Annotated in this window: 19 protein-coding genes; 5 read left to right on the top strand and 14 right to left on the bottom strand. The window is 62.0% G+C overall.

Translation table 11 applies throughout. The features are described 5' to 3' along the window. Positions 1 to 72 precede the first annotated feature (72 nt). From LXM55_RS09485 to minC, 4 genes are all read right to left on the bottom strand, one after another. Positions 73 to 708 carry an RluA family pseudouridine synthase gene (locus tag LXM55_RS09485; RefSeq protein ID WP_233320154.1) on the bottom strand — a complete coding sequence of 212 codons (636 nt, stop codon included), beginning with the start codon at positions 706 to 708 and terminating at the stop codon, positions 73 to 75. Between the two features lie 92 nt (positions 709 to 800). Next, entirely contained in the window at positions 801 to 1,055 is a 255-nt protein-coding gene (minE, locus tag LXM55_RS09480) for a cell division topological specificity factor MinE (protein ID WP_007898843.1), read from the bottom strand. After that, positions 1,055 to 1,867, bottom strand: a complete 813-nt coding sequence (gene minD, locus LXM55_RS09475; protein ID WP_011062650.1) for a septum site-determining protein MinD — start codon at positions 1,865 to 1,867, stop codon at positions 1,055 to 1,057. Before minD ends, minE begins: the two co-directional genes overlap by 1 nt. Before the next feature lie 200 nt (positions 1,868 to 2,067). After that, positions 2,068 to 2,805, bottom strand: coding sequence for a septum site-determining protein MinC (gene minC / locus LXM55_RS09470; RefSeq protein ID WP_233320153.1), 738 nt, complete (start codon positions 2,803 to 2,805; stop codon positions 2,068 to 2,070). A gap of 122 nt (positions 2,806 to 2,927) precedes the next feature. Here minC and LXM55_RS09465 point away from each other — a divergent pair, with 122 nt between their 5' ends. The 3 genes from LXM55_RS09465 (at position 2,928) to LXM55_RS09455 (ending at position 8,598) form a co-directional block, all read left to right on the top strand. After that, positions 2,928 to 3,860, top strand: coding sequence for a lipid A biosynthesis lauroyl acyltransferase (locus LXM55_RS09465; protein WP_233320152.1), 933 nt, complete (start codon positions 2,928 to 2,930; stop codon positions 3,858 to 3,860). Between the two features lie 50 nt (positions 3,861 to 3,910). Then, on the top strand, positions 3,911 to 5,077 hold the full coding sequence (locus LXM55_RS09460; RefSeq protein WP_233320151.1) for a patatin-like phospholipase family protein: 1,167 nt from the start codon (positions 3,911 to 3,913) through the stop codon (positions 5,075 to 5,077). A gap of 341 nt (positions 5,078 to 5,418) precedes the next feature. Next, a complete protein-coding gene (locus LXM55_RS09455) occupies positions 5,419 to 8,598 on the top strand; it encodes an autotransporter family protein (RefSeq protein WP_233320150.1) in 3,180 nt (1,059 codons plus the stop codon). Between the two features lie 64 nt (positions 8,599 to 8,662). Here LXM55_RS09455 and denD read toward each other — a convergent pair whose 3' ends face one another. Then, the gene (gene denD / locus LXM55_RS09450) at positions 8,663 to 9,637 is read right to left on the bottom strand and encodes a D-erythronate dehydrogenase (RefSeq protein WP_233320149.1); all 975 of its coding nucleotides are present in this window, start codon (positions 9,635 to 9,637) and stop codon (positions 8,663 to 8,665) included. A 15-nt stretch (positions 9,638 to 9,652) separates the two neighbouring features. After that, positions 9,653 to 10,963, bottom strand: coding sequence for an MFS transporter (locus tag LXM55_RS09445; protein ID WP_233320148.1), 1,311 nt, complete (start codon positions 10,961 to 10,963; stop codon positions 9,653 to 9,655). A gap of 162 nt (positions 10,964 to 11,125) precedes the next feature. Between LXM55_RS09445 and LXM55_RS09440 the strand changes: the two genes are divergently transcribed. After that, the gene (locus tag LXM55_RS09440; protein ID WP_325169894.1) at positions 11,126 to 11,911 is read left to right on the top strand and encodes a FadR/GntR family transcriptional regulator; all 786 of its coding nucleotides are present in this window, start codon (positions 11,126 to 11,128) and stop codon (positions 11,909 to 11,911) included. Positions 11,912 to 11,967: 56 nt separating this feature from the next. On the opposite strand, the gene LXM55_RS09435 is transcribed toward LXM55_RS09440, so the two are convergent. The 7 genes from LXM55_RS09435 to puuE all read right to left on the bottom strand — a co-directional run bounded on the left by LXM55_RS09435 (position 11,968) and on the right by puuE (position 19,404). Further along, positions 11,968 to 12,753, bottom strand: coding sequence for an outer membrane protein OmpK (locus LXM55_RS09435; RefSeq protein WP_233320146.1), 786 nt, complete (start codon positions 12,751 to 12,753; stop codon positions 11,968 to 11,970). Positions 12,754 to 13,394: 641 nt separating this feature from the next. After that, positions 13,395 to 14,753, bottom strand: a complete 1,359-nt coding sequence (locus LXM55_RS09430; protein WP_233320145.1) for a nucleobase:cation symporter-2 family protein — start codon at positions 14,751 to 14,753, stop codon at positions 13,395 to 13,397. 169 nt (positions 14,754 to 14,922) lie between these two features. Continuing rightward, positions 14,923 to 16,239: a urate hydroxylase PuuD gene (locus LXM55_RS09425; protein WP_233320144.1), complete on the bottom strand. Its 1,317-nt coding sequence runs from the start codon at positions 16,237 to 16,239 to the stop codon at positions 14,923 to 14,925. 51 nt (positions 16,240 to 16,290) lie between these two features. Further along, positions 16,291 to 16,794, bottom strand: a complete 504-nt coding sequence (locus LXM55_RS09420) for an ureidoglycolate lyase (RefSeq protein ID WP_233320143.1) — start codon at positions 16,792 to 16,794, stop codon at positions 16,291 to 16,293. 83 nt (positions 16,795 to 16,877) lie between these two features. Further along, positions 16,878 to 17,873 (bottom strand): allantoicase, encoded by a 996-nt coding sequence (gene alc / locus LXM55_RS09415; RefSeq protein WP_233320142.1) that lies wholly within the window; start codon positions 17,871 to 17,873, stop codon positions 16,878 to 16,880. A gap of 92 nt (positions 17,874 to 17,965) precedes the next feature. Further along, complete coding sequence (gene uraD / locus LXM55_RS09410; protein ID WP_233320141.1) at positions 17,966 to 18,481, bottom strand: 2-oxo-4-hydroxy-4-carboxy-5-ureidoimidazoline decarboxylase; 516 nt, start codon at positions 18,479 to 18,481, stop codon at positions 17,966 to 17,968. Beyond that, positions 18,478 to 19,404 carry an allantoinase PuuE gene (gene puuE / locus LXM55_RS09405; RefSeq protein ID WP_233320140.1) on the bottom strand — a complete coding sequence of 309 codons (927 nt, stop codon included), beginning with the start codon at positions 19,402 to 19,404 and terminating at the stop codon, positions 18,478 to 18,480. The genes uraD and puuE overlap by 4 nt, the downstream gene beginning before the upstream one ends. Before the next feature lie 423 nt (positions 19,405 to 19,827). Between puuE and uraH the strand changes: the two genes are divergently transcribed. After that, entirely contained in the window at positions 19,828 to 20,181 is a 354-nt protein-coding gene (gene uraH, locus LXM55_RS09400) for a hydroxyisourate hydrolase (RefSeq protein WP_233320139.1), read from the top strand. Positions 20,182 to 20,366: 185 nt separating this feature from the next. Here uraH and LXM55_RS09395 read toward each other — a convergent pair whose 3' ends face one another. Next, positions 20,367 to 21,716 carry an NCS2 family permease gene (locus LXM55_RS09395; RefSeq protein WP_233320138.1) on the bottom strand — a complete coding sequence of 450 codons (1,350 nt, stop codon included), beginning with the start codon at positions 21,714 to 21,716 and terminating at the stop codon, positions 20,367 to 20,369. Positions 21,717 to 21,797: the final 81 nt, after the last annotated feature.

Below are 21,797 nucleotides of genomic sequence, written 5' to 3'. Positions count from 1 at the left end.
AGGAGCCGGCTTGCCGGCGAGAAGGGCGCCGGAGCCCTGTCGCGGGCGAGCCGGCTCCTGCGGCAAGCGGTATCAGAACGGCGCAGGACAGTCGAAGCGCAGGCGTTCGCCGGTCTGGGGGTGGGTGAAGCTGAGCATGCTGGCGTGCAGGCACAGGCGTGGCCAGGCAGCCAGGGCTTGTGGGTGGGCATAGAGGCCGTCGCCCAGCAGCGGATGGCCGATGGACAACATGTGCACTCGCAGTTGATGAGAGCGTCCGGTGATCGGCGTCAGTTCGACCCGGCACCAGTCGCCGCAGCGTTCCAGTACGCGCCAGAAGGTCAGGGCGTTTTTGCCGAATTCGTGATCCACCACGTGCCGCGGCTTGGTCGGTGGGTCATACCGCAGGGGCAGGTCGATGCTGCCGCTGTCCAGTTCCGGCTGGCCCCAGCACAGGGCGGTGTAGGCTTTTTCGGTTTCACGGTCATGAAACTGCCGGGACAGTTCGCGATGAGTGTCCGGGTCCCGAGCCAGGAGAATGATGCCCGAGGTTTCCCAATCCAGCCGGTGGACGATCCGGGCTTCGGGGTAACCGTTTTCCTGCAGGCGGGTGATCAGGCAGTCCTTGTTGTCGTCGGCGCGACCGGGGACTGAAAGCAGCAGGGTGGGTTTGTTCACCACCAGGACGGCGGCGTCCTGATGCAGGATATGGATATTCGACAACGGCATTAAAACAGCCTCGTAACAAACGCCAACGGCGGCTCGCCGACCTCGATGCAGTGCATCAGGCCAGCGAGCCGCCGTGGCTCCCGTCGGATCAATCAGCGATCAGGCAGGGTGATATTGAGTTCCAGGATCGAGCAGCTGCCCTGGTTTTCCAGTGCGACGTGCACGTCGTCGGACCCGATATTGACGTACTTGCGGATCACTTCCACCAGTTCCTTCTGCAAGGCGGGCAAGTAATCAGGGGTGCTGCGCTGGCCGCGTTCATGCGCCACGATGATCTGTAGACGCTCTTTCGCTACCGACGCGGTGCTGACCTTTTTGCTGGCACGAAAGAAGTCAAAAAGATTCATTATCTACCTCCAAACAGGCGCTCGAAGAATCCCTTCTTCTCGACATCAAGGAACCGGTGTTCCACGGTTTTGCCCAGCAGGCGATCAACCGCGTCGCTGTAGGCCTGGCCCGCATCGCTCTGGTCGTCGAGAATCACCGGCACGCCCTGGTTGGAAGCCTTGAGCACTGCCTGGGATTCCGGAATGACGCCCAGCAGGGTTACTGCGAGAATTTCTTTGACGTCTTCAACGCCGAGCATTTCGCCGTTGCTGACGCGCTCCGGGTTGTAACGGGTCAGCAGCAGGTGCTCCTTGATCGCGTCTTCGCCCTTTTCGGCACGGCGGGACTTGCTGGCCAGCAGGCCGAGCATACGGTCGGAGTCACGGACCGAAGACACTTCAGGGTTGGTCACGACAATCGCTTCGTCGGCGAAGTACATCGCCAGGTGCGCGCCTTTCTCGATACCGGCAGGGGAGTCGCAGACCACGAACTCGAAGGTTTCCTTGAGTTCCATCAGGACTTTTTCCACGCCTTCCAGGGTCAGCGCGTCTTTGTCGCGGGTCTGGCTGGCGGCCAGTACGTAGAGGTTTTCCAGGCGCTTGTCTTTGATCAGGGCTTGCTGCAGGTTGGCTTCGCCATTGACCACATTGACGAAGTCATACACCACGCGACGCTCGCAGCCCATGATCAGGTCGAGGTTACGCAGGCCGACGTCGAAGTCGACGATCACTGTTTTGTGGCCGCGCAGAGCGAGGCCGGTACCGATAGCGGCGCTGGTGGTGGTTTTACCCACACCACCCTTGCCGGATGTAACCACGAGAATCTTGGCCAAGGTGTTTCACCCCTAAGGAAAAAGGACTTTTAGCCCCTGAAAAACATCTCTTGAAAACTACTGCAGTCGGACAGCCTTGGCTGGAGCTCGGTCAGCGGCAGGATTTATCGTCGATAAACACTGCTGATTGCCAATTTCCTACTTCGTTTGAGCCGTTTTCGCTACGTTTTAGAGATGCTTGGAAAATGCGGCAGTATCCGTTAAAGACGTGTGATGTTCAACACGTCACCCGACAGGCTGACCTGGACTCCAGAGCCCCACAACGGGTCGCGTCGCAGGTCCTCGGAAACCTTGTACTGGCCAGCGATGGAGATCAGTTCAGCGCTCAATTGCTGACAGAAAATCCGCGCCTTGGTGTCGCCCTTGACGCCAGCCAGGGCCCGGCCGCGCATCGGGCCGTATACATGGATATTGCCATCGGCGAGAAGTTCCGCGCCGGGACTGACCGAGGACACCACCACCAGATCGCCACCCTGGGCATAGATCTGCTGTCCGCCGCGTACTGGCGAAGTGATGATGCGGGTCGGCTTGACGGTCGGTTCAGGCGGTTTTTCCGGCACTTTCTTGACTTCGTTTTCCGGCGGGTCAAGCGGGCGCTCCCGGGCGCCGGAAGGCGGCAGCACGGGCAGATCGACGGCAATTGCCGCGGCAATGTCTTCAATGCGGCTGGCGCGGATTGCCAGGGTGCGCAGGCCGTGCTGCCGGCAGACGCGCATCAGCCCGGGCAAATCCACCGAGCCCTCGGCGGCAGGCAGCTTGTCCAGCGCCAGCACCAACGGGGCATTGCTGAAGAAATTCGGTGCCTGGGCGACCTTCGCGGCCAGCTGGCGATCAAGGCCCTCAAGGTCGTTGCGGGCCAGCTCCAGCACCGTGATGGCGAGCATGCTGCCCTTTAACTGGAACACAGGATCTTGGTCTAGCGATTCGGTTTGGCTCATGGTCTGCAGAAGGCGGCTTGTCACTAAAAGTGCCGAGACTTATAACGAGATCGCCCGCGCCCCGCAAGCCAGGTCGAACCGATGTAGAATGCGCGGCCTTGTTGTCTGTCCCGGAATCTGTAATGGATCGCCCGCGTTTTCGAGCTGCATTCTTGTTTCCACGTTTCTGGCCGCTGTGGCTGGGGCTTGGTGTGTTATGGCTGATCGTCCAGCTGCCCTATCCCGTGCTCCTGAAAATCGGTCGCGCCCTGGGGGCGTTGATGTACCGGGTGGCCGGCGACCGACGGGCGATCGCCCAACGCAACCTGGAATTGTGCTTCCCGGAAAAAACCGCCGCAGAGCGCAAGCACCTGCTCAAGGAGAACTTCGCCTCCACCGGGATCGCTTTCTTTGAAATGGCCATGAGCTGGTGGTGGTCCAAGCCGCGCCTGGCGCGCCTGGCCCATGTCGAAGGGCTGGAATACCTCAAGCAGGCCCAGCGCGACGGTCATGGGGTGATTCTCATGGCCCTGCACTTCACGACGCTGGAAATTGGCGCGGCGCTGCTGGGCCAGCAGCACACCATCGACGGCATGTACCGCGAGCACAAGAATCCGCTGTTCGACTTTATCCAGCGCCGCGGGCGTGAGCGGCACAACCTCGATTCCCTGGCGGTGGAACGCGATGACGTGCGCGGCATGCTCAAGCTGCTGCGTTCCGGACGGGCGATCTGGTATGCGCCGGACCAGGACTATGGCGTCAAGCAGAGTATTTTTGTGCCCTTGTTCGGCATCCAGGCGGCGACGGTCACCGCCACCAGCAAGTTTGCCCGCCTGGGCAAGGCGCTGGTGGTGCCGTTCACCCAGGAGCGGCTGGCCGATGGCAGTGGCTACCGCCTGGTGATCCATGCCCCCCTGACGGATTTCCCAGGCGCTACCGAAGAGGCGGATTGCCTGCGGATCAATCAATGGGTGGAAACGGCGCTGCGTGCCTGCCCCGAGCAATACCTCTGGGCCCACCGCCGCTTCAAGAGCCGCCCGCCGGGTGAGCCAAGGCTCTACAAGAAGCGCGGCTGATTCCCTGGCATTGACGAGCGGCCCTTGGGCGCCATGGATGGAGTGATGCAATGAGTGCGGGACCGGTTACAGGTTTGATTCTTTCCGGCGGTGGCGCCCGGGCGGCCTATCAGGTCGGCGTGCTGGCAGCGATTGCCGAGCTGCTGGGCCCGGGGGGGCGCAATCCGTTTCCGGTGATCGTTGGCACTTCCGCAGGGGCGATCAATGCCGTCAGCCTGGCCAGTGGCGCTGCGGATTTTTCCGCTGCGATCCAGCGTCTCACGGAATTCTGGCGCAACTTTCGCAGTGGCCAGGTGATGCGCAGCGACTGGCCCGGGGTGATTCGTCAGGCCAGCCGCTTTGTCGGTCACAGCCTGTTGGGCCTGGGGGGGCAGGTGCCGGTGGCGTTGATCAACAACTCACCGCTGCGGGAACTGCTCAACCAGCACATGCATCTGTCGGGTATCAACGAAGCCATTTCCCAGGGGCAACTGCACGCCGTGGCGTTGACCGCGTTCGGCTATGAATCCGGCCAGGCGGTGACGTTCTACCAAGGGGGCGGAGTCATCGAGCCCTGGCTGCGGCACCGGCGGATCGGCATTCCCACTCACCTGACGGTGGACCACCTGCTGGCCAGCGCGGCAATCCCCCTGCTGTTCGCTCCGGTCAAGCTGGGTCAGGAGTATTTCGGCGACGGTGCAGTGCGTCAGTCGGCGCCCATCAGTCCGGCGTTGCACCTGGGCGCCAATCGGGTGCTGGTGGTGGGGGTCAGCGGCAATCCGCGAGGCAATGACCCGGACGCTTCCCTGCAGCGGTCTTACACCGGGCAGCAGCCGACCCTGGCGCAGATCGGTGGCCACCTGCTCAACAGCACCTTCATTGACAGCCTGGAAAGCGACATCGAGCTGTTGGAACGGCTCAATCATTTCAGCCGGCTGTTACCCGGCAGTGCCGCCGATCAACGCCTGGGTATCGCCCCGGTGGAAGTGCTGGTGATTGCGCCGAGCCAGCCCATCGACGAGATCGCCGCGCGTCATCGGCATGAGTTGCCGGCAGCGCTGCGGGTCTTCCTGCGTGGGCCGGGGGCGACCCGCACCAGTGGTGCCGGGGTCCTGAGCTACCTGCTGTTCGAGGCAGCCTACTGCAATGAACTGATCGAACTGGGGCGCAGCGATGCCCTGGCGAAGCGCGAAGAGCTGTCGCGCTTTCTTGGGCTGCCGGCAATACCACTGGCCTGAAGCAACTCAGGGCCGTGCCCGCCTGGCCCTCCCTTCATATCCATAGGTGCGTGCGCCTCTATAGACGCATGCGCCATGCGCGGGGCGCCCTTGCTCCTTCTGCCACCGCTTGCCGATAACCGGGGCGGGGCTTTTTGAGAGCAATCTCATTACAAAGGTTTCGCACCGCTTGGATGATGCCGCTGATCAATGTCGATCAGCGTCGCGATTTTCCCAGCGTCCCGCGGTCATCCTTTGCCCATTGCGGACGGTCTTGAGGGAACGGCGACGGCAATGTGGCAGGGAGTCTCATGCAACGCTTGGTTCGCCCGACGCTGTCGGGTTTGTTAACGATGTATTTCATGGCCGTGTCGATCCGAGGGTGGGCCGCTGATTACGGGCAGATCGATCTTTCCGATCCGCTGGGCGGCGAATCGATCAGCCTGCGGCCGGGCGACTCGGTGATCTACGACGGCCCTGGCGCGGCAGTCAACGTCGCGGCCCAGGGCAACAGCCTGAGCGCGCAAGGGGTCGACATCCAGGCCGGTACAGCGACGGGCAGTTTCACCGTCGGGGTCAGCGCCAGCGGCGGCGGGCGTGTGACCCTGGCCGATAGCCAGGTCTTGAGCCACCGTGCTTATGCATTGCAGGCCAGTGGCGCTGGCAGTGAGATCATTGCTACCGGCACCTCGCTGACTGCCCGGGAGTCATTTGGCGCCTACGCGCAAGACGGCGGCCGAGTCGTGCTCGAGGGCGGCAGCATTACCACCAGCGGCACGCATGGCTATGGGGTTGTTGCCTTGGGCGCGGGAACCACCCTGGACGCGCGCGACCTGACGATCTCTACCAGCAATAGCCATGGCCATGGCGCCGAGGTCACCCAGCGTGCTGGCATGACGCTGGACGCGGTCACGATCAACACGACAGGGGCGCAGGCTACGGTTTTGCTCGTGCGCGGGGCCGGTTCGACGCTGGCCTTTGTCAACAGCCATGGCAGCTCTGCCAGCTATTCTGGCGCGAGGGTTTACGGCGGCACGTTCTCGATGCTGGGCGGCAGCCTCAGCAGCCACGAGGATGCGGTGTTTCTGGGGTATGACAACGACGATGTCGGCTCGTCGGCCGATATTCGCGATGCGACGCTGAGCTCCAGCACCGGCTATGGGCTCAACCTCAATGCCGACCGGGCCAACGCGAGCTTGAACAATGTCGGCATCACCACCTTCGGCACGCAAGCCGGCGGCATATGGATGTTCATGCCCGAGACAAGGCTGAGCGCCGATCGCTTCTCTGTCGAAACCCATGGCGCCGAGTATGCCTACGGGCTGGATAACCGTGCCGGCCAGGCGACGCTGAGCAATGGCAGCATCACCACTCATGGCGTGAATTCGCATGGCGTGTACCTGTACAACCAGTTCGACAGCGATGCCAGCGTGCAGGCGAGCCATCTCCGGATTGAGACGTTCGGTGCCGGTGCTGTTGGCGCCTTGGCTCAAGCCACCGGGGCCGAGCTGCGCCTGGAGCAGTCGCAGGTTGTCACGCATGGGCAAGCGGCCCATGGCTTGTTGGTACGTTCGGCCGATGCACAGCTGACGGCCAATGGAACCGAGGTGAGCACCTCCGGTAACAACGCCTCGGGGCTGGTGTTGGGCAATGGCGCAGTCGCTACGCTGGAAGGCTCCCGGCTGGCTACGACCGGGGACCTGGCTTCTGGCGTCTGGAGTTACGCCGCCAGCGGGGCGGCCAGCAACAGCCTGGCGCTGACCGATAGCCGCATCAGCACGCAGAACGGCGCCGGCCTGTGGGTAACCGGCGGCGATCACCGGTTCATCCTGAAGGATTCACAGGTCATCGCGCGCACTGATGGGCAAGAGGCGCAGGGCGTCTTCCTGCAGACAGGGCAAAGGCTGGTCAACCCGCTTCCGGTCGATACCGGCCAGGTCAGCGTGGAGGCCAGCGGTTCGATAATGACGGGGGATGTCTTTGTCCAGAGCGGCAGCGTGGACCTGAGCCTCAAGGACGGTTCGTTGCTGACAGGGGCGCTGTATGGCGATGGCGGTGGGCGGATCAACAGCCTGCTGATCGATGACACCAGCCGCTGGAGTCTGCGCGACAACTCGGCGCTGGGCACCTTGACCAACAACGGTACGCTCATGTTTGGCGCTGGCGGTTTCCAGACCCTGACAGTCAACAACTACGTCGGTAATGGCACGCTGGTGTTCAGCACCTGGCTGGGCGACGACGACTCGCCCACCGACCGACTGATCATTGACGGTGGTACCGCGACTGGCAGAACCGCCGTGCGAGTGCTCAACGCCGGCGGTGCGGGCGGGGTGACGGAAGAAGGCATTCGCCTGGTGCAGGCGATCAACGGTGGCAGCATTGGCGCCGATGCCTTCTACCTCGACGTGGCATCCAACGGTTATCGCAGGAGCGCCGACAGCCTCTCGATCAATGGCTATGAGTACAGCCTGGTGCAAGGTGGCCACTCTGGCACGACTCAGGATTGGTATTTGACCTCTCTGTACAGTGGCCCGCAGGTTCCCGAGGCGCCGCCGCCAGGGCTGCGTCAGGTCGCCCCGGAAAGTGGCGCTTATGTCGGTGCTCAGCAGGCCACCAGGAGCCTGTTCGACCATAGCCTGCAAGACCGCGCCAGCACGCGCAGCCTGGCGGTAGGCAGCCCGGATTCCGGGCTCTGGCTGCGAGCCCGGGGGCGGCATGACAACAACCTGCGCATGGCGCAGGGCAAGGTCGATATCGACACCAGCAGCGACATGCTGCAGCTGGGAGGGGCCGTGCTGCGCCGGCCTCTGGGCAGCGAAGGGGCGTTCTATGCCGGGCTCATGGCCGGGTATGGCGATGCGCGTATCGACTCGGCCTCGACGTTGATGCGTCGCGAGACCGACACTGCCGTTCGCGCCCGGGCCCAGGGCAAGGTCTCGGGTTATTCGGCGGGGGTGTATGGCACGTTCTACGCGGACGACGTCAATCGGTTGGGCGCGTATGTCGACAGCTGGTTGCAGTACGGTCGCTACAGCAACCGGATCAGCAGTGAACTGGGCCACGCCGATTACGCTTCGAGCCTGTGGTCGGCCTCGCTGGAGTCGGGTTATGCGCTGCTGCCGTTTGCCCGGGACTCGGCGCTGCGGGAGTGGGTGGTCGAGCCCCGTGGGCAGTTGATCTATAGCCGCTACAGCGCCAATGACGCGCATCTGCAAGGTACGCGCCTGCGCAGCGCAGAGGCTGATGCCTGGCGTTCGAGTGTCGGTGTGCGCTTCTATTCACTGGCTGGGCAAGCGGCTGATGGCGCGGCGATCCGGCCCTTTGCCGAAACCAATTGGCTGCATACCGAGGCCGTACCGTCGGTACACATGGGCAGCAACCGCTTCGACGCTCGGCCATCGCGGGATGCACTGGAGTTGAAGGTGGGAGCCCAGGTGCGCATGGCGCGGGATGTCGAGGTGTCGAGCCACCTTTTCGGTCAAGTCGGCAGTACCCGCCAGTACGGTTATGGCGGGCAACTGAACCTGACCTACAGCTGGTAGTTTTCCGTCACCCGGTTGCCGATGGCCTCCCGTTCAGGGAGGCCGGTCTGGCGCATTCAGCGGTTCAAGGGTGCCGATAGTCGCGGATGAACTGGCGGATCACGCTGGCAAAGTCGGCATCTGCGGTGAAGCCCAGTTGCGTTGCATAAGGCGCACTGAATGCGCCTGGCCAGGAGCCGACGATGCGTTCGATGGCGGCATCCGGTTGCAGTTGAACATGCTGGGCAACAGCGTCGCCCGCCACTTCCCGCAGCGCATCGAGCATCTGTTCCACTGTCTGTGACAGGCCGGGCATGTTGATCACCCGGCCCTGGTTCAAGCTCGCGGCGGCCAGTTCATGGCCGTGAATCAGGTTGGCGATGGCCTGCGCCGGGGACATCAGCCATAGCCGAGTGCTCAATGGGACCGGACAGACACTGGGCTGGCCGTTGAGCGGCTCACGGATGATCCCGCTGGCAAAGCTCGATGCCGCCAGGTTCGGCTTGCCCGGGCGCACCACGATGGTGGGCATGCGCAGGCTGCGACCGTCGACGAAGCCGCGCCGGCTGTAGTCGGCGAGCAGCAGGTCGTTCATGGCTTTCTGGGTGCCGTAGGAACTCTGTGGGGCCCAGACCTGATCGTCGCCGACGGTGCCTGGCAACTGCCCGCCGAAGACCGCCACCGAACTGGTCATCACCCATTTGGGGCAGGTGCCCAGTTGCCGCGCTCGCTCCAGCAGGCTTTGGGTCGCGCTGAAATTGACCCGCATGCCCAGTGCGAAATCGCTTTCCGCCTGGCTGGAGACCACGGCGGCCAGGTGAAAGATGCTCTCGGTGTCGGCCTCGAGCAGGTGCGCCAGGACCTGGGGATCGGCGATGTCTCCGTTCTTGACTTGGACCCGTGGGTCATCGAGGCCTTGCACGGGTTCCCGGTCGAATGCGGTTATCCGCGTGATGGGGCGCAGTTGGCCGTGACGGTCGGTGAGTGAGCCGCGTTCGAGCAGGGCATCGATCAGGCGGCGTCCGAGAAAGCCGGCAGCGCCGGTGACAAGAATATTCATGAGTGACTCCAACTATCAGCGATTGACCAGTTTTGCGGGGATCTTGAAGACCAGCAGGGCACCGACGAACAGGGCACTGGCCATCACGTACATGCCGATCGTGGTGCTCTGGGTCAGGTCCTTGAGAAAACCCATCAGGTAGGGCGAAACGAAACCGGCGAGGTTGCCCCAGGAGTTGATCAGGGCAATCCCGGCCGCCGCCGCAGTACCGCCGAGAAAGGCGGTGGGTAGGCTCCAGAACAGCGGCAGGGTGCTGAAGGCACCCATGGCGCCCAGGGTCAGGCCGATCATCGATACCGTGAAGTGGTCGCTCCAGGTGGCAGAAATCATCAGCCCGACCCCGCCCAGAACGGCGGTCAGCGCCAGGTGCCAGCGGCGTTCGCGCAACCGATCGGCGCTACGGGAGATCAGCACCATGGTCAGCGCCGCCGCGGCGTAGGGAATTGCGGTGAGCAGGCCGACCTGGAACACGTCGTTGACCCCGGCCTGGCGAATCAGCGAGGGCAGCCAGAAACCGACGGTGTAGAAGCCGGCGATCATGCAGAAATAGATGGCGGTCAGCAGCCAGATCCGCGGCTGGCCGAATACCTGTCGGACGCTGTGAACCTGGTGGCCATCGGTCTCGGCTTCGATCCTCGCCTGCAGCAGGCTCTTCTGTTCGCGGGTCAGCCAGCCGGCGTCGGCGATCCGGTCGCTGAGGCAGTAGATCACCAGGCCGCCCACCAGAATCGAAGGCAAACCTTCGAGAAAGAACATCCATTGCCAGCCGGCAAAACCCTGATGGCCATTGAGGGCGCTCATGATCCAGCCGGACAGCGGCGCGCCAATCAAGCCCGACAACGGTACGGCGGTGGCGAACAGCGCGTACATCTTGCCGCGACGGTTGGAGGGGAACCAGTACGACAGGTAGAGGATGACCCCGGGATAGAACCCGGCCTCGGCGATGCCCAGCAAAAAACGCATGACATAGAAGGAGGTGGGGGTGCTGACGAAGGCCATGCACGAGGAAATGATGCCCCAGCTGATCATGATGCGCGCGATCCACAGGCGCGCACCGACCCGATGCAGGATCAGGTTGCTGGGAATTTCCACCAGGAAATAGGCAATGAAGAAGATCCCGGCGCCCAGGCCATAGACCGCTTCGGAAAACTGCAGGTCTTCGGACATCTGCAACTTGGCGAAGCCGACGTTGACCCGGTCCAGATAGGCCACCAGGTAGCACAGCAACAGCAGCGGCAGGATGCGCCAGGCGACTTTGCGGTAGGCCAGGTCCTCGAATGAGGCGGTGGCAGGGGGAGCGGCGGTTTGTGACAGTGATTCAGGCATGTCTTTACCCATCCTTGTTTCTTGTATTGGGGGTGATGTTGTTTTTATCGGACTTGCTGACAGGGCTTAGATAACATAATACATCATACGAATTCAACGACTGGGCGCCGGGCAGGACGGCGTGCCTGAAATGCAGTACCGTTAGCCCATTTGATTATCGAGATGCTCATGTCCATGCCTGATTATTCTTCCCCTGCCGTCGATTCCCTGGCGACGCTCAAGGATTCGGCCAAGGGCACGCTGGCGGATCAGGTCACCGCAGCACTCAAGGCGCATATCGCCAATGGTGAGGTTCTGCCGGGAGCGCGCCTGCCCACCGAACCCGTCCTTTGCGAGCGCTTTGGTGTTAGCCGCACGGTCATCCGCGAGGCGATTTCGCGCTTGAAGTCAGCGGGGCTGGTAGAGGTGCGTCAGGGCAGCGGCACCGTGGTGTGCGAGGGCGCGCATATCAAGGCATTCACCATCGATCTGGATGTGCGTGGCTCGATCGAGGCGGTGCTCAGGGTCACCGAATTGCGCCGCGGCATCGAAGGCGAGGCGGCGGCGCTGGCGGCGCAACGTCATACCCCCCAGCAGTTGCAGGCGATCCACCAGGCGTTGCTGGCCATCGATAGCGCCGAGCTGGCGGGGCAGGACGGTGTCGAACAGGACCTGGCGTTTCATCTGTCGATTTCCCAGGCCACCGGCAATCCGCTGTATCCCTCCCTGCATGAATTCATTGCGCAATTCATCAAGGAAGCGATCCGTATTACCCGTTCCAATGAGGAACGGCGCAAGGATCTGGCGGGGTCGGTGCGTGCCGAGCATCTGGCGGTCTACGCGGCGATTGCGGCGCGGGATATCGAAGGGGCGCGGCAAGCGGCGCTGAGCCACATTCACAACGCGGTGGAGCGGCTCAAGAGTGCCGATCCGGCATTCTGGCGCGATTCCGGTTCGCGCGTTGGCTGAGGGCGAATGCCGCCAGTGCCCCGTCAAGGAGGGGCGCTGGCGGCATCAGGCAACCATCAGAAGTGGTACTTGACCAGCAGGCTGGCGGTGTCCTGGTTGGTCTCGAAGTTGCGCGAATCCTCGATACCGTACTTGTTCTTCCAGTAGTCGTACTCGAAACCGACGTACAACTGCTTGGCGCCCCAGTTCAGGGCCTTGCCCAGGTCGTACTTGATCTGCGGGTTGAAGTGCAGGTTGGCGTGGTAGGTGCCTTTGGCGTTCTGGTCGTTGTCCACCACCCAGTCCATGTAACCGTCGATCAGGATGTCCGAGCGGCCCACGGGAAGGGTGTAGGACCACACCGGGGTGATTTGCCAGACGTTGTCGCCCGGGCGGCTGCCCTCGGTGTGGCGCTGGTAGAAGTTCAGCTGGAAGTAGTCGAAGCCGGGCACTGCCAGGTCGAAGCCCGGGCCGATCAGGTAGGACTCGTTGTCGCCTTCGCCGAACTCGTAGGTGAATGCCAGGAGCACGTCCTTGATTGGGCCGAATTCAAGTTTCTGGTCGAAGATCTTGCCGAACGACAAGCGTGGCGTGAACTCGCCGTAATAGGTGTCCGGGCCGACGTTGCCGTCTTCCTTGCCGTTATAGAAGATGCGGTCGATGAAGAAGAAGTTATCCCCGTACTTCCAGGCGTCGGCATGTTCGAAAGTGACGGTCTGCTGAATCTGCGGATTGACTTCGAAGTTCTTGCCATACAAGTAAGTCAGGCTGTTGTTCTGCCACTGCAACAGGTCGCCAGCCACGGCCTGCCCCCCGGCCAGCAAACTGGCGGCCAACATCAGGCTCTTGCACATCGGTTTCATTCGGTTGCTCCCAAAGTAGGTGATTCCACGTTTTTTTTGGCTTGGCGCTCTGGTGTGGCGCCTTTTTTCCTGGCTGTAAAAAACCATCCGATCGGTCAGCTTTGTTGCTGATAGCAAGAGCTGAGCCAAGGCCGAAAAAAAGCAAAAAAACTCCCGTCCGGCGGTATCGATGCCGCCAGGCGAGAGTGTTTTTCGCGATGTTTTCGAGCGCTTTGTTACCTGGTCAGGCCGGGATAAATTGGCCCTCGGGTCAGGTTTTTCATCCGGGCTTTTTTTTAGGCCCGATGTGCGCGGCCGCGGAGAATACTGGCTCTCACGGCAGGGCTCAAGTGCTCCGCTACGGCGCACTTGCAACCACTTTGGGGCGTACAAGCCGGCCATCTCAGGCAGGCGTCCGCAATGAGGGGCAACGCAGGGGGATCGACTGGCGGCAGTCAGCGGGATTGCGTGGCGCCAATGGCCGTCGAGCGGCCACCGCCAGGAGTACCTGGGCAGGCTGCATGGGGGTGCTCCCTGTTTGTTGTTATTTTCAAGGCGCAGCGTCTAGCGGGGCAGCGCTCGGTCCTTGGCGGACGAGGGTTGCGCTCAAGCGTGTACGGTGGAACAAGACCAGGGCGCCGAACCGGCGCCCCGGGGATGGCTCAGTGTTGATGAGCGTGGTGTGCGTTGCTGGCCGCGCGCTCGCTGCCACCTAGGATGTTGAACAGCAGGTTCAACACCAGCGCACTCAGGGTCGCCATGGCGATGCCACTGTGGGTAATGGGGCTCATCCACAGCGGCAGGTGGGCGAAGAATTCCGGGCGCACCACGGGAATCAGGCCCATGCCGATACTCACCGCCACCAGCAACTGATTGCGGCGGTCGGCGATGTCGGCTTCCTGGAGGATCTTGATCCCGGTGGCAGCCACCATGCCGAACATGGCGATGGCCGCGCCACCCAATACCGCTGGCGGAATCGAGGCCACCAGGAACGCCGCCTTGGGCAGCAGGCTGAGGACGATCAGCAGGCCGCCGGCGACGATGGTCACGGAACGGCAACGCACCCCGGTCATCTGCACCAGGCCGATGTTCTGGGCGAAGGAGGAGTGCGTGAAGGTATTGAGGAAACCGGCGAAGAACGATGCCCCGGCATCACACAGCAGGCCGCGCCGCAGCATGCGCGGGGTGACTTCCTGGCCGGTGATCTTGCCCAGGGCGAGGAACATCCCGGTGGACTCGACGAAGATGATCACCACCACCAGGCACATGGACAGGATCGGAGCCAGGTGGAACTGCGGCATGCCGAAGTGCAGCGGCGTGACCACTTGCAGCCAGGGCGCCTGGGCCATGCCGCTGAGGTCGACCATGCCGATCAGGCCGCAGAGTAGGTAGCCCAGCCCCATGCCGATCAGCACCGAGATGTTTACCCAGAAACCGCGCATGAAGCGGTGGATCAACAGGATGGTGCCCAGCACCAGGGCGGCGATGGTCAGGTAGATCGGCGAGCCGAACTGAGCCGCCGTGCTGCCGCCGCCAGCCCAGTTCACCGCCACGGGAAACAGCGAGAGACCGATCGAGGTGATGACTGTGCCGGTGACCAGGGGCGGGAAGAAGCGCACCACCTTGGACATGAACGGCGCAATCAGCATGCCGAAGAAACCGGCGGCGATGGTGGCGCCGAAAATCCCCTGCATGCCGATGCCGGGCATGCCGGCCATGGCCACCATGCTGCCCACGGCGGCGAAGCTGGCCCCCATCATCACGGGCATGCGAATGCCCATGGGGCCGATGCCCATTGACTGGACGATGGTGGCGATCCCGGCAACCAGCAGGTCGGCATTGATCAGGAAGGCGATTTCTTCACGACTCAGGCCAGCAGCCTGTCCGATGATCAGCGGTACCGCAATTGCACCGCCGTACATCAGCAGAACGTGTTGCAGGCCGACCAGGATCAGTTGCAAGAAGGGCAAGCGTGCAATGGCGGGTGCATCGGGGACGCGCTGTTCGGATGAATCGGACATGCAACACCTCGGATCTTTTTATTCTTGTGATTTAACCGCTGCGTCTTTACGCGCAACGTGTCTGCAACAGGTAAATCTTCTGGCTGAGGGCAAGAAAGCCCGCCCCTACAGTTGAATCCGGTTCTGTAGGAGCGAGCTTGCTCGCGAAGCAGCCTGGTAACGGCGCTGATCAGTGGGTCTGGGCTCCCTGGGCAATCCAGGCACCGATCAGTTCACGTTCCTGCTGGGTCATCTGGGTGATGTTGCCCAGCGGCATGATCTGGCTGGCGACAGCCTGGGCCTGGATCCGCGCGGCTTGCAGGCGGATCTGTTCAGGGGTATCGAACATCACTCCGGCCGGTGCAGCACTGAACAGGGGGCTGGTGGGCTTGGCCGAGTGGCAAACCGCGCAACGCTCCTGGATCACGTTGTGCACCTTGTCGAAGGACGGGCCAGCGTTCGAAGCCTGTGCCGGAGCGCTGGCCGCAGCGGCTGGCGTGGCCGGAGCTTCTGCCGAGGACGCGGCTGCCGGTTTGCCACCCTGGGCGGTTTCCGGCAATGGCTGGAACTGGCTCTGGGCAGGGGCCTTGGCCACTTCCGGGGCGCTGGGTGCTGGCGTCGGGCCGGTCACGTAGGCCAGGCAGATCATGCCCAGCGCCGCGACGGGCAGGGTCCAGGCGAACTTGTGGCTGTCATGACGGGTGTTGAAGTAGTGGCGCACCAGCACTGCCAGGACCGCGATCCCGGCCAGGATCAACCAGTTGTACTGGCTGCCGTAGGTGCTCGGGAAGTGGTTGCTGATCATGATGAACAGCACGGGCAGGGTGAAGTAGTTGTTGTGACGCGAACGCAGCAGGCCCTTGGCCGGCAGGGTCGGGTCCGGGGTGCGGTTTTCCGCGATCGCCGCTACCAGCGCACGCTGGGCCGGCATGATGATGCGGAACACGTTGCCCACCATGATGGTGCCGATGATGGCGCCCACGTGCAGGTACGCGCCACGGCCGCTGAACACCTTGCTGAAGCCGTAGGCAGCGCCGATCAGCAGGAGGAACAGGATGAAGCCGAGCAGGGCGGGTTTCTTGCCCAGTGGCGAATCGCAGAGGAAGTCATAGATGAACCAGCCGGCGATCAACGCACCAATCCCTATGGCTACGCCTTCAGGGCCGGTCAGGCCGCTGCCGGGGGCAACCAGGTAGAGCATCGGGTTGAGGTAGAACACCAGGCACAGCAGGGCTATCCCCGACATCCAGGTGAAATAGGCTTCCCATTTGAACCAGTGCAGGTTCTCCGGCATCGAGGGCGGTGCCAGTTTGTATTTTTCCAGGTGATAGATACCACCACCGTGAATCGCCCAGAGGTCGCCGGACAGGCCGTCCTTGGGGTTGACGCGGTTAAGGTTGTTCTCCAGCCAGACGAAATAGAACGATGCGCCGATCCAGGCCACACCAGTGATCATATGTACCCAACGCACGCTCAGGTTGAGCCATTCCAACAGATGTGCTTCCACAGTCTTTACCTCTTGCCTGTCACCCTTGTTGTCGGGTGATCAGACCTTCTCTTATTGGTGGGGGGCGAGGACCAAACGCTCATCCTCTTTGAAGAAATGCTCATCGCAGTTATTGCCAGTACCACTGCGATCAACCACCAGGAAGTCATCCCGCTTTTCGATCGTCAGCACCGGGTGGTGCCAGACGCCGCGATGGTAATTAATGCCCTGCCTGCCATTACTGACAAAGGCACGGACCAAGCCCGATACAGGTTCATCGCCAAGTGGCGCGACCACGATCAGAAAGGGGTTGCCGAGCAGCGGGATGAAAGCTTGGCTGCCCAGCGGATGGCGTTCCAGCATGCGGATCGTCAGCGGCATTTCCAGCGCGTCGGCGCGGAAGATGCTGATGATTGCCTGATCTTCCGGCTGGGCGGTCTCGACCGTTGCCAGGCGGTGGAAGCGCATGGTCGAACCGTTGTTGATCATGAAGTGATCGCTGCCGTCGGTCTCGATTACGTCACCGAAAGGGGCGAAGGCTTCTTTGCTCAGGGGTTCAATCACTAGTGTGCGCATGCTGTTCTTCTTATCTCGAGTTCGTTGTTGTCTGGTCTGTTGATGCGGTGGGCAAGTTGGCCGCCCGCACCTTGCATGACCCTTTATTTTTTGACCTTGCCCAGCAATCGCAGGCGGCTGACGCCACCGTCCGGGAACACATTCAGGCGCACGTGGGTAATAGCCCCCAGGGCCCTGATCTGTTCGGCGAAGGTATGTTCAGTGTGCATTTCCAGCTTCTGGCTCGGCAGCAATTCACGCCAGAACAGGCTCTGGGTCTCGATCTGGCTGTCGGTGCCACCCTTGACGAAGGCGCCCTGGATCGAGCAGCTGTCCGGGTAGTTGCCCTTGAAGTGCAGGGTGTCGACGATGATTTTCTCGATTTCGCCGGCATGGCCCAGGGCGATGATCACCCAATCATTGCCGGGAGTACGGCGCCGGGCGGTTTCCCAGCCATCGCCCATGTTGATGCCGCGGCCTGGATTGAGGAGGTTGCCCATGCGCCCGAAGTGTTCATCGGAACAGGCCAGGGCGCGACCGCCATTGAGGGCGGCAGCCAGGTCGACTTGTTCATCGTCACCGATGGCCGACCAGTCGCGGTACGGAATACCATAGACCCGCAGCCGTGCTACGCCGCCATCCGGGTAGATGTTGAAGCGCAGATGGCTGAACGGCTGGTCGTGGTGGATCTCGTGGAAGTGGTGGCTGTTGCCTTGCAGTTCCACCGCCGACAGCACTTCGCTCCACTGGGTGTTTTCATCGGGTTCGCCTGCGGCCAGGAAGCAGGCTTCCAGGGAGGCCGAGGGCGGGAAGTTGCCGGTGAAGAATGAGGTGTCGATGTCCACGCCCTTGATCGAGCCGGCCACGCCTAGACGGATCACCGCACTGTCGTAGCCTTCGAAGCGCTTGCGGCGTGACTCCCAGCCGTCCATCCACTTGCCGTTGTCATCGAATACGCCTTCTTTCCACACCGCCGGAGTCGGCTGGAACAGGCGGTTGGCGTCAGCGAACCAGTCATCGGTGACCGAGATGATCTTGGTTCCCAGCCGGGCATCGGCCAGGTTGACGAACTTCTCGAAAGCTGCGGCGTGGTTTTTCATTCTTCTTGTCTGCCTTGAAGTCGGTGGCTGAGGATGCTCGCAGGGCCCTGGGAAATGCATGCAGATGCTGTCTCGGGCCAAGCGCGCAATCGCTACAGGGTCAGCAAGCGGAACAGGGCGATCTTGTTGATTTCCGCCAGCGCGCATTTGAACTCGGTGTCCACCGAGTTGTGGATGCGAGTTTCGAACGCGGCGAGGATCTGGTGCCGGTTGCTGCCCTTCACCGCCATGATGAAGGGAAACTTGAACTTGGCCTTGTAGGCATCGTTCAACTCGGTGAAGCGCTGGAATTCTTCAGCTGTGCATTGGTGAATACCGGCACCGGCCTGTTCGTTGGTGCTGGCTTCGGTCAGCTGGCCCTGGACGGCGGCCTTGCCTGCCAGGTCCGGGTGAGCGTTGATCAGTGCCAGCTGGCTGGCGTGGTCGGCGCTCAAGAGGATGTCGCTCATGCGCTGATGCAAGGTTTCGATCTGGTCGACGGAGGCGTCGAGCCCCAGGTCATAGGCCTTTTCGGCCACCCATGGCGAGTGTTCGTAGATATCGGCGAAGGCCTTGACGAAGTCTTCGCGGCTCAGGGTCGAGGGCTTGAGGCTCTGGAAGGCAGTCATTTGGCTGCTCCCTGGTAAGGGTGGGTCTGTTGCCAGTGACGGGCAATGTCGACCCGGCGGCTGAACCATACCTGCTCATGGCCCTTTACGTACTCGAGGAAGCGCTTGAGCGACGCCAGGCGCGCCGGGCGGCCGATCAGGCGGCAATGCAAGCCGATGGAAAGCATTTTCGGCGCTTCCGCACCTTCGGCGTAGAGCACGTCGAAGGCGTCCTTCAGGTACTGGAAGAAGTCATCGCCCTTGTTGAAGCCCTGAACCTGGGTAAAGCGCATGTCGTTGGTGTCCAGGGTGTAAGGGATCACCAGGTGCGGTTTGCCGGTCGGGTTGTTGGGTTCCCAGTAGGGCAGGTCGTCGTCATAGGTGTCGCAGTCATAGAGGAAGCCGCCTTCCTCCATCACCAGGCGCCGGGTGTTCGGGCCGGTGCGGCCGGTGTACCAGCCCAGTGGGCGTTCGCCGGTGATTTCGGTGAGGATGCGGATCGCCTCGAGCATGTGCTCGCGTTCCTCGGCCTCGTCCATGTACTGATAGTCGATCCAGCGGTAGCCGTGGCTGCAGATCTCGTGGCCGGCCTGGACCATGGCGCGGATCACGTCCGGATGGCGCTGGGCGGCCATGGCCACGGCGAAGATGGTCAGCGGGATGTCGAATTCCTTGAACAGCTTGAGGATCCTCCAGACGCCGGCACGACTGCCATACTCGTACAGCGATTCCATGCTCATGTTGCGCTCGCCCTGCAGCGGTTGCGCCGAAACCATTTCCGACAGAAAGGCTTCGGATTCCTTGTCGCCGTGAAGGATGTTGCGCTCGCCACCTTCTTCGTAATTGAGCACGAAGGACAGGGCGACGCGGGCATTGCCCGGCCAGTGAGGATGAGGAGGGTTGGGGCCGTAACCGATCAGGTCGCGAGGGTAGTCAGCGCTCACTGCAGTCTTCCTTCTTGTTCGTGATAACGGTGGCGTGGCGTGACCTGAAGCCGGAAAGCCAGGTGGGCGTCACTGCGATGGGGTGATTGTATACAAGTTTGTCTTCACTTTGTAAGCCTGATTTTTTGCATTTTTGCGCTTTCATCACTATGGCTGCCACCTGCAAAAAACTTGCCTGGATGGTCAGCTAATGAATGACAAGTCTTCTGCCGCTGTGGTGTTCGGGCAAATTCACCGAAGCTCAAGGGAGGCCGAATGCTCGGCAATATCTGCGATTATTATTGTGTACAATTTTTTTGGAAAATGTCTTAATCTTGCTCTCGCCGCAGCTTTTGATTGGTCGGAACGCTGCGGTCTCCTTCAATTACTGACTCCGGGAGGCGCGAGGCCTGCACGCTGGAAGGCGCCAGGCACGCAGAATCAATGGGACGTTTGACTACACACGTTTTGGATGCCGCACATGGCTGCCCTGGCAGCGCTATCAAGGTCGAGCTGTATCGGGTGGAAGGGGCGCAGCTGGAATGGGTCGCCAGCACCCTGACCAACAGCGATGGTCGTTGCGATGCGCCGCTGCTGCAGGGCGATGACTACCGTTCCGGGGTGTATCAGCTGCACTTTCATGCCGGTGACTACTACCGCGCCCGCGGTGTGCAACTGCCGCAGCCGGCGTTCCTCGACGTGGTGGTGCTGCGGTTCGGCATCAGCGCCGAGCAGGACCACTATCACGTACCGCTACTGATCTCGCCTTACAGTTATTCGACCTACAGAGGAAGCTAGGACTTTCCCCCAAGAATCCTGCGCAAATAGCTTCTTTGGTCCTTGCCCGCTCACACTGCGGGCTTTTTTTCGCCTGGCCTGCAGGGGAGGCCCTATGGCGGCCCAGGGCCTGCAGCCGCTGCCGATCATCGGCAACGAAAAAGCCCCATTCAACGGAATGGGGCTCGTGTTTAGAGCAGACCCGCCTAGAGGAAAATGAACTTGGCAATGAAGATCGCGCACAGCACGTACAGGCTGATGGAGATTTCCTTGTACTTGCCGGTACCGGCCTTGAGCACCACGTAGGTGATGAAGCCCAGGGCGATACCATCGGCGACGGAAAAAGTCAGAGGCATCATGATCGCGGTGACGATCGCCGGAATGCTGTCGGTGGCTTCTTCCCAGTTGATGTGGGCCATGCCGCCCATCATCAGCATCGCCACATAGATCAAGGCGCCAGCGGTGGCGTACGCCGGAATCATGCCGGCCAGCGGGGCAAAGAACATTGCCGCAATGAACAGCACGCCCACGGTGACCGCGGTCAGCCCGGTGCGACCACCGGCGGCGACTCCGGCAGCACTTTCCACATAGCTGGTGACCGGCGGTACGCCGACCACGGCGCCAAACACGCTGGAGGCGCTGTCCGCCTTGAGTGCGCGTGAAAGATTCTCGATCTTGCCGTCGGCGTTCACCAGCCCGGCGCGCTGCGCCACGCCCATCAGGGTGCCGGCGGTGTCGAACATGTGCACGAAGAGGAAGGCCAGGACCACGCTGATCATGCTGACGTTGAACACTCCGGCGATATCCATGGCCATCCAGGTCGGTGCCAGGCTCGGCGGGGTGGACATGATCCCGTTGTAGTGCACCAGATCCAGGCCCCAGCCGGCCAGGGTCACGGCGATGATGCTGATGAGGATCGCGCCGAATACCCGGTGGTAGCTGAGCACCGCGATCATCAGAAAGCAGATGGCCGCCAGCAACGGGGCGGGGGTACGCAGGTTGCCGAGCTTGATCAGGGTGGCCGGGCTGTCGACGATGATGCCGGCGGTCTTCAGGCCGATCAGGCCGAGAAACAGCCCGACCCCGGCGCCCATGGCAAACCGCAAGCTCACCGGAATGCTGTTGAGCAGCCATTCACGGACCCGCGACAGGGTCAGGATCATGAACAGCACACCGGAGATGAACACCGCACCCAGGGCGGTTTCCCAGTTGTAGCCCATGGTGCCGACCACGGTGTAGGTGAAGAAGGCATTGAGCCCCATGCCCGGTGCCAGGCCCACCGGCCAGTTGGCATACAGGCCCATCAACAGGCAGCCCAGGGCCGCGGCGATGCAGGTGGCGACGAAGGCGGCGCCGTGATCGATGCCGGCGTCGGCCATGATGTTGGGGTTGACGAAGATGATGTAGGCCATGGTGATGAAGGTTGTCAGACCGGCAATCAGCTCGGTCTTCACTGTGGTGCCATGCAACCTGAGTTTGAAGATGCGCTCCAGCCAGCCGCTGTTCAGCGCGGGCGAGAGGTCGAGCGTAGAGGCTTCGGATTTGCGGCTTTCCACAGCGAGTACTCCTCAAGAGTTTTATTGTTATTTCCAGAGCCGGGCACGCAGGGTGGGCGGCGGCTCTTTGAGGCAGGTAAG

Source organism: Pseudomonas sp. Au-Pse12 (assembly GCF_021341665.1).
Taxonomy (GTDB): Bacteria; Pseudomonadota; Gammaproteobacteria; order Pseudomonadales; family Pseudomonadaceae; genus Aquipseudomonas.
The sequence above is the reverse complement of the archived record's forward strand: the minus strand, read 5'-3'. Positions and strand labels throughout refer to the sequence as shown.

What these genes read in the sequence shown, in the direction of transcription:
- LXM55_RS09485 (WP_233320154.1), bottom strand. Translation starts at nt 708, where the DNA reads ATGCCGTTGTCGAATATCCATATCCTGCATCAGGACGCCGCCGTCCTG.
- minE (WP_007898843.1), bottom strand. Translation starts at nt 1,055, where the DNA reads ATGAATCTTTTTGACTTCTTTCGTGCCAGCAAAAAGGTCAGCACCGCG.
- minC (WP_233320153.1), bottom strand. Translation starts at nt 2,805, where the DNA reads ATGAGCCAAACCGAATCGCTAGACCAAGATCCTGTGTTCCAGTTAAAG.
- LXM55_RS09465 (WP_233320152.1), top strand. Translation starts at nt 2,928, where the DNA reads ATGGATCGCCCGCGTTTTCGAGCTGCATTCTTGTTTCCACGTTTCTGG.
- LXM55_RS09460 (WP_233320151.1), top strand. Translation starts at nt 3,911, where the DNA reads ATGAGTGCGGGACCGGTTACAGGTTTGATTCTTTCCGGCGGTGGCGCC.
- LXM55_RS09455 (WP_233320150.1), top strand. Translation starts at nt 5,419, where the DNA reads ATGGCCGTGTCGATCCGAGGGTGGGCCGCTGATTACGGGCAGATCGAT.
- denD (WP_233320149.1), bottom strand. Translation starts at nt 9,637, where the DNA reads ATGAATATTCTTGTCACCGGCGCTGCCGGCTTTCTCGGACGCCGCCTG.
- LXM55_RS09445 (WP_233320148.1), bottom strand. Translation starts at nt 10,963, where the DNA reads ATGCCTGAATCACTGTCACAAACCGCCGCTCCCCCTGCCACCGCCTCA.
- LXM55_RS09440 (WP_325169894.1), top strand. Translation starts at nt 11,126, where the DNA reads ATGCTCATGTCCATGCCTGATTATTCTTCCCCTGCCGTCGATTCCCTG.
- LXM55_RS09435 (WP_233320146.1), bottom strand. Translation starts at nt 12,753, where the DNA reads ATGAAACCGATGTGCAAGAGCCTGATGTTGGCCGCCAGTTTGCTGGCC.
- LXM55_RS09430 (WP_233320145.1), bottom strand. Translation starts at nt 14,753, where the DNA reads ATGTCCGATTCATCCGAACAGCGCGTCCCCGATGCACCCGCCATTGCA.
- LXM55_RS09420 (WP_233320143.1), bottom strand. Translation starts at nt 16,794, where the DNA reads ATGCGCACACTAGTGATTGAACCCCTGAGCAAAGAAGCCTTCGCCCCT.
- alc (WP_233320142.1), bottom strand. Translation starts at nt 17,873, where the DNA reads ATGAAAAACCACGCCGCAGCTTTCGAGAAGTTCGTCAACCTGGCCGAT.
- uraD (WP_233320141.1), bottom strand. Translation starts at nt 18,481, where the DNA reads ATGACTGCCTTCCAGAGCCTCAAGCCCTCGACCCTGAGCCGCGAAGAC.
- uraH (WP_233320139.1), top strand. Translation starts at nt 19,828, where the DNA reads ATGGGACGTTTGACTACACACGTTTTGGATGCCGCACATGGCTGCCCT.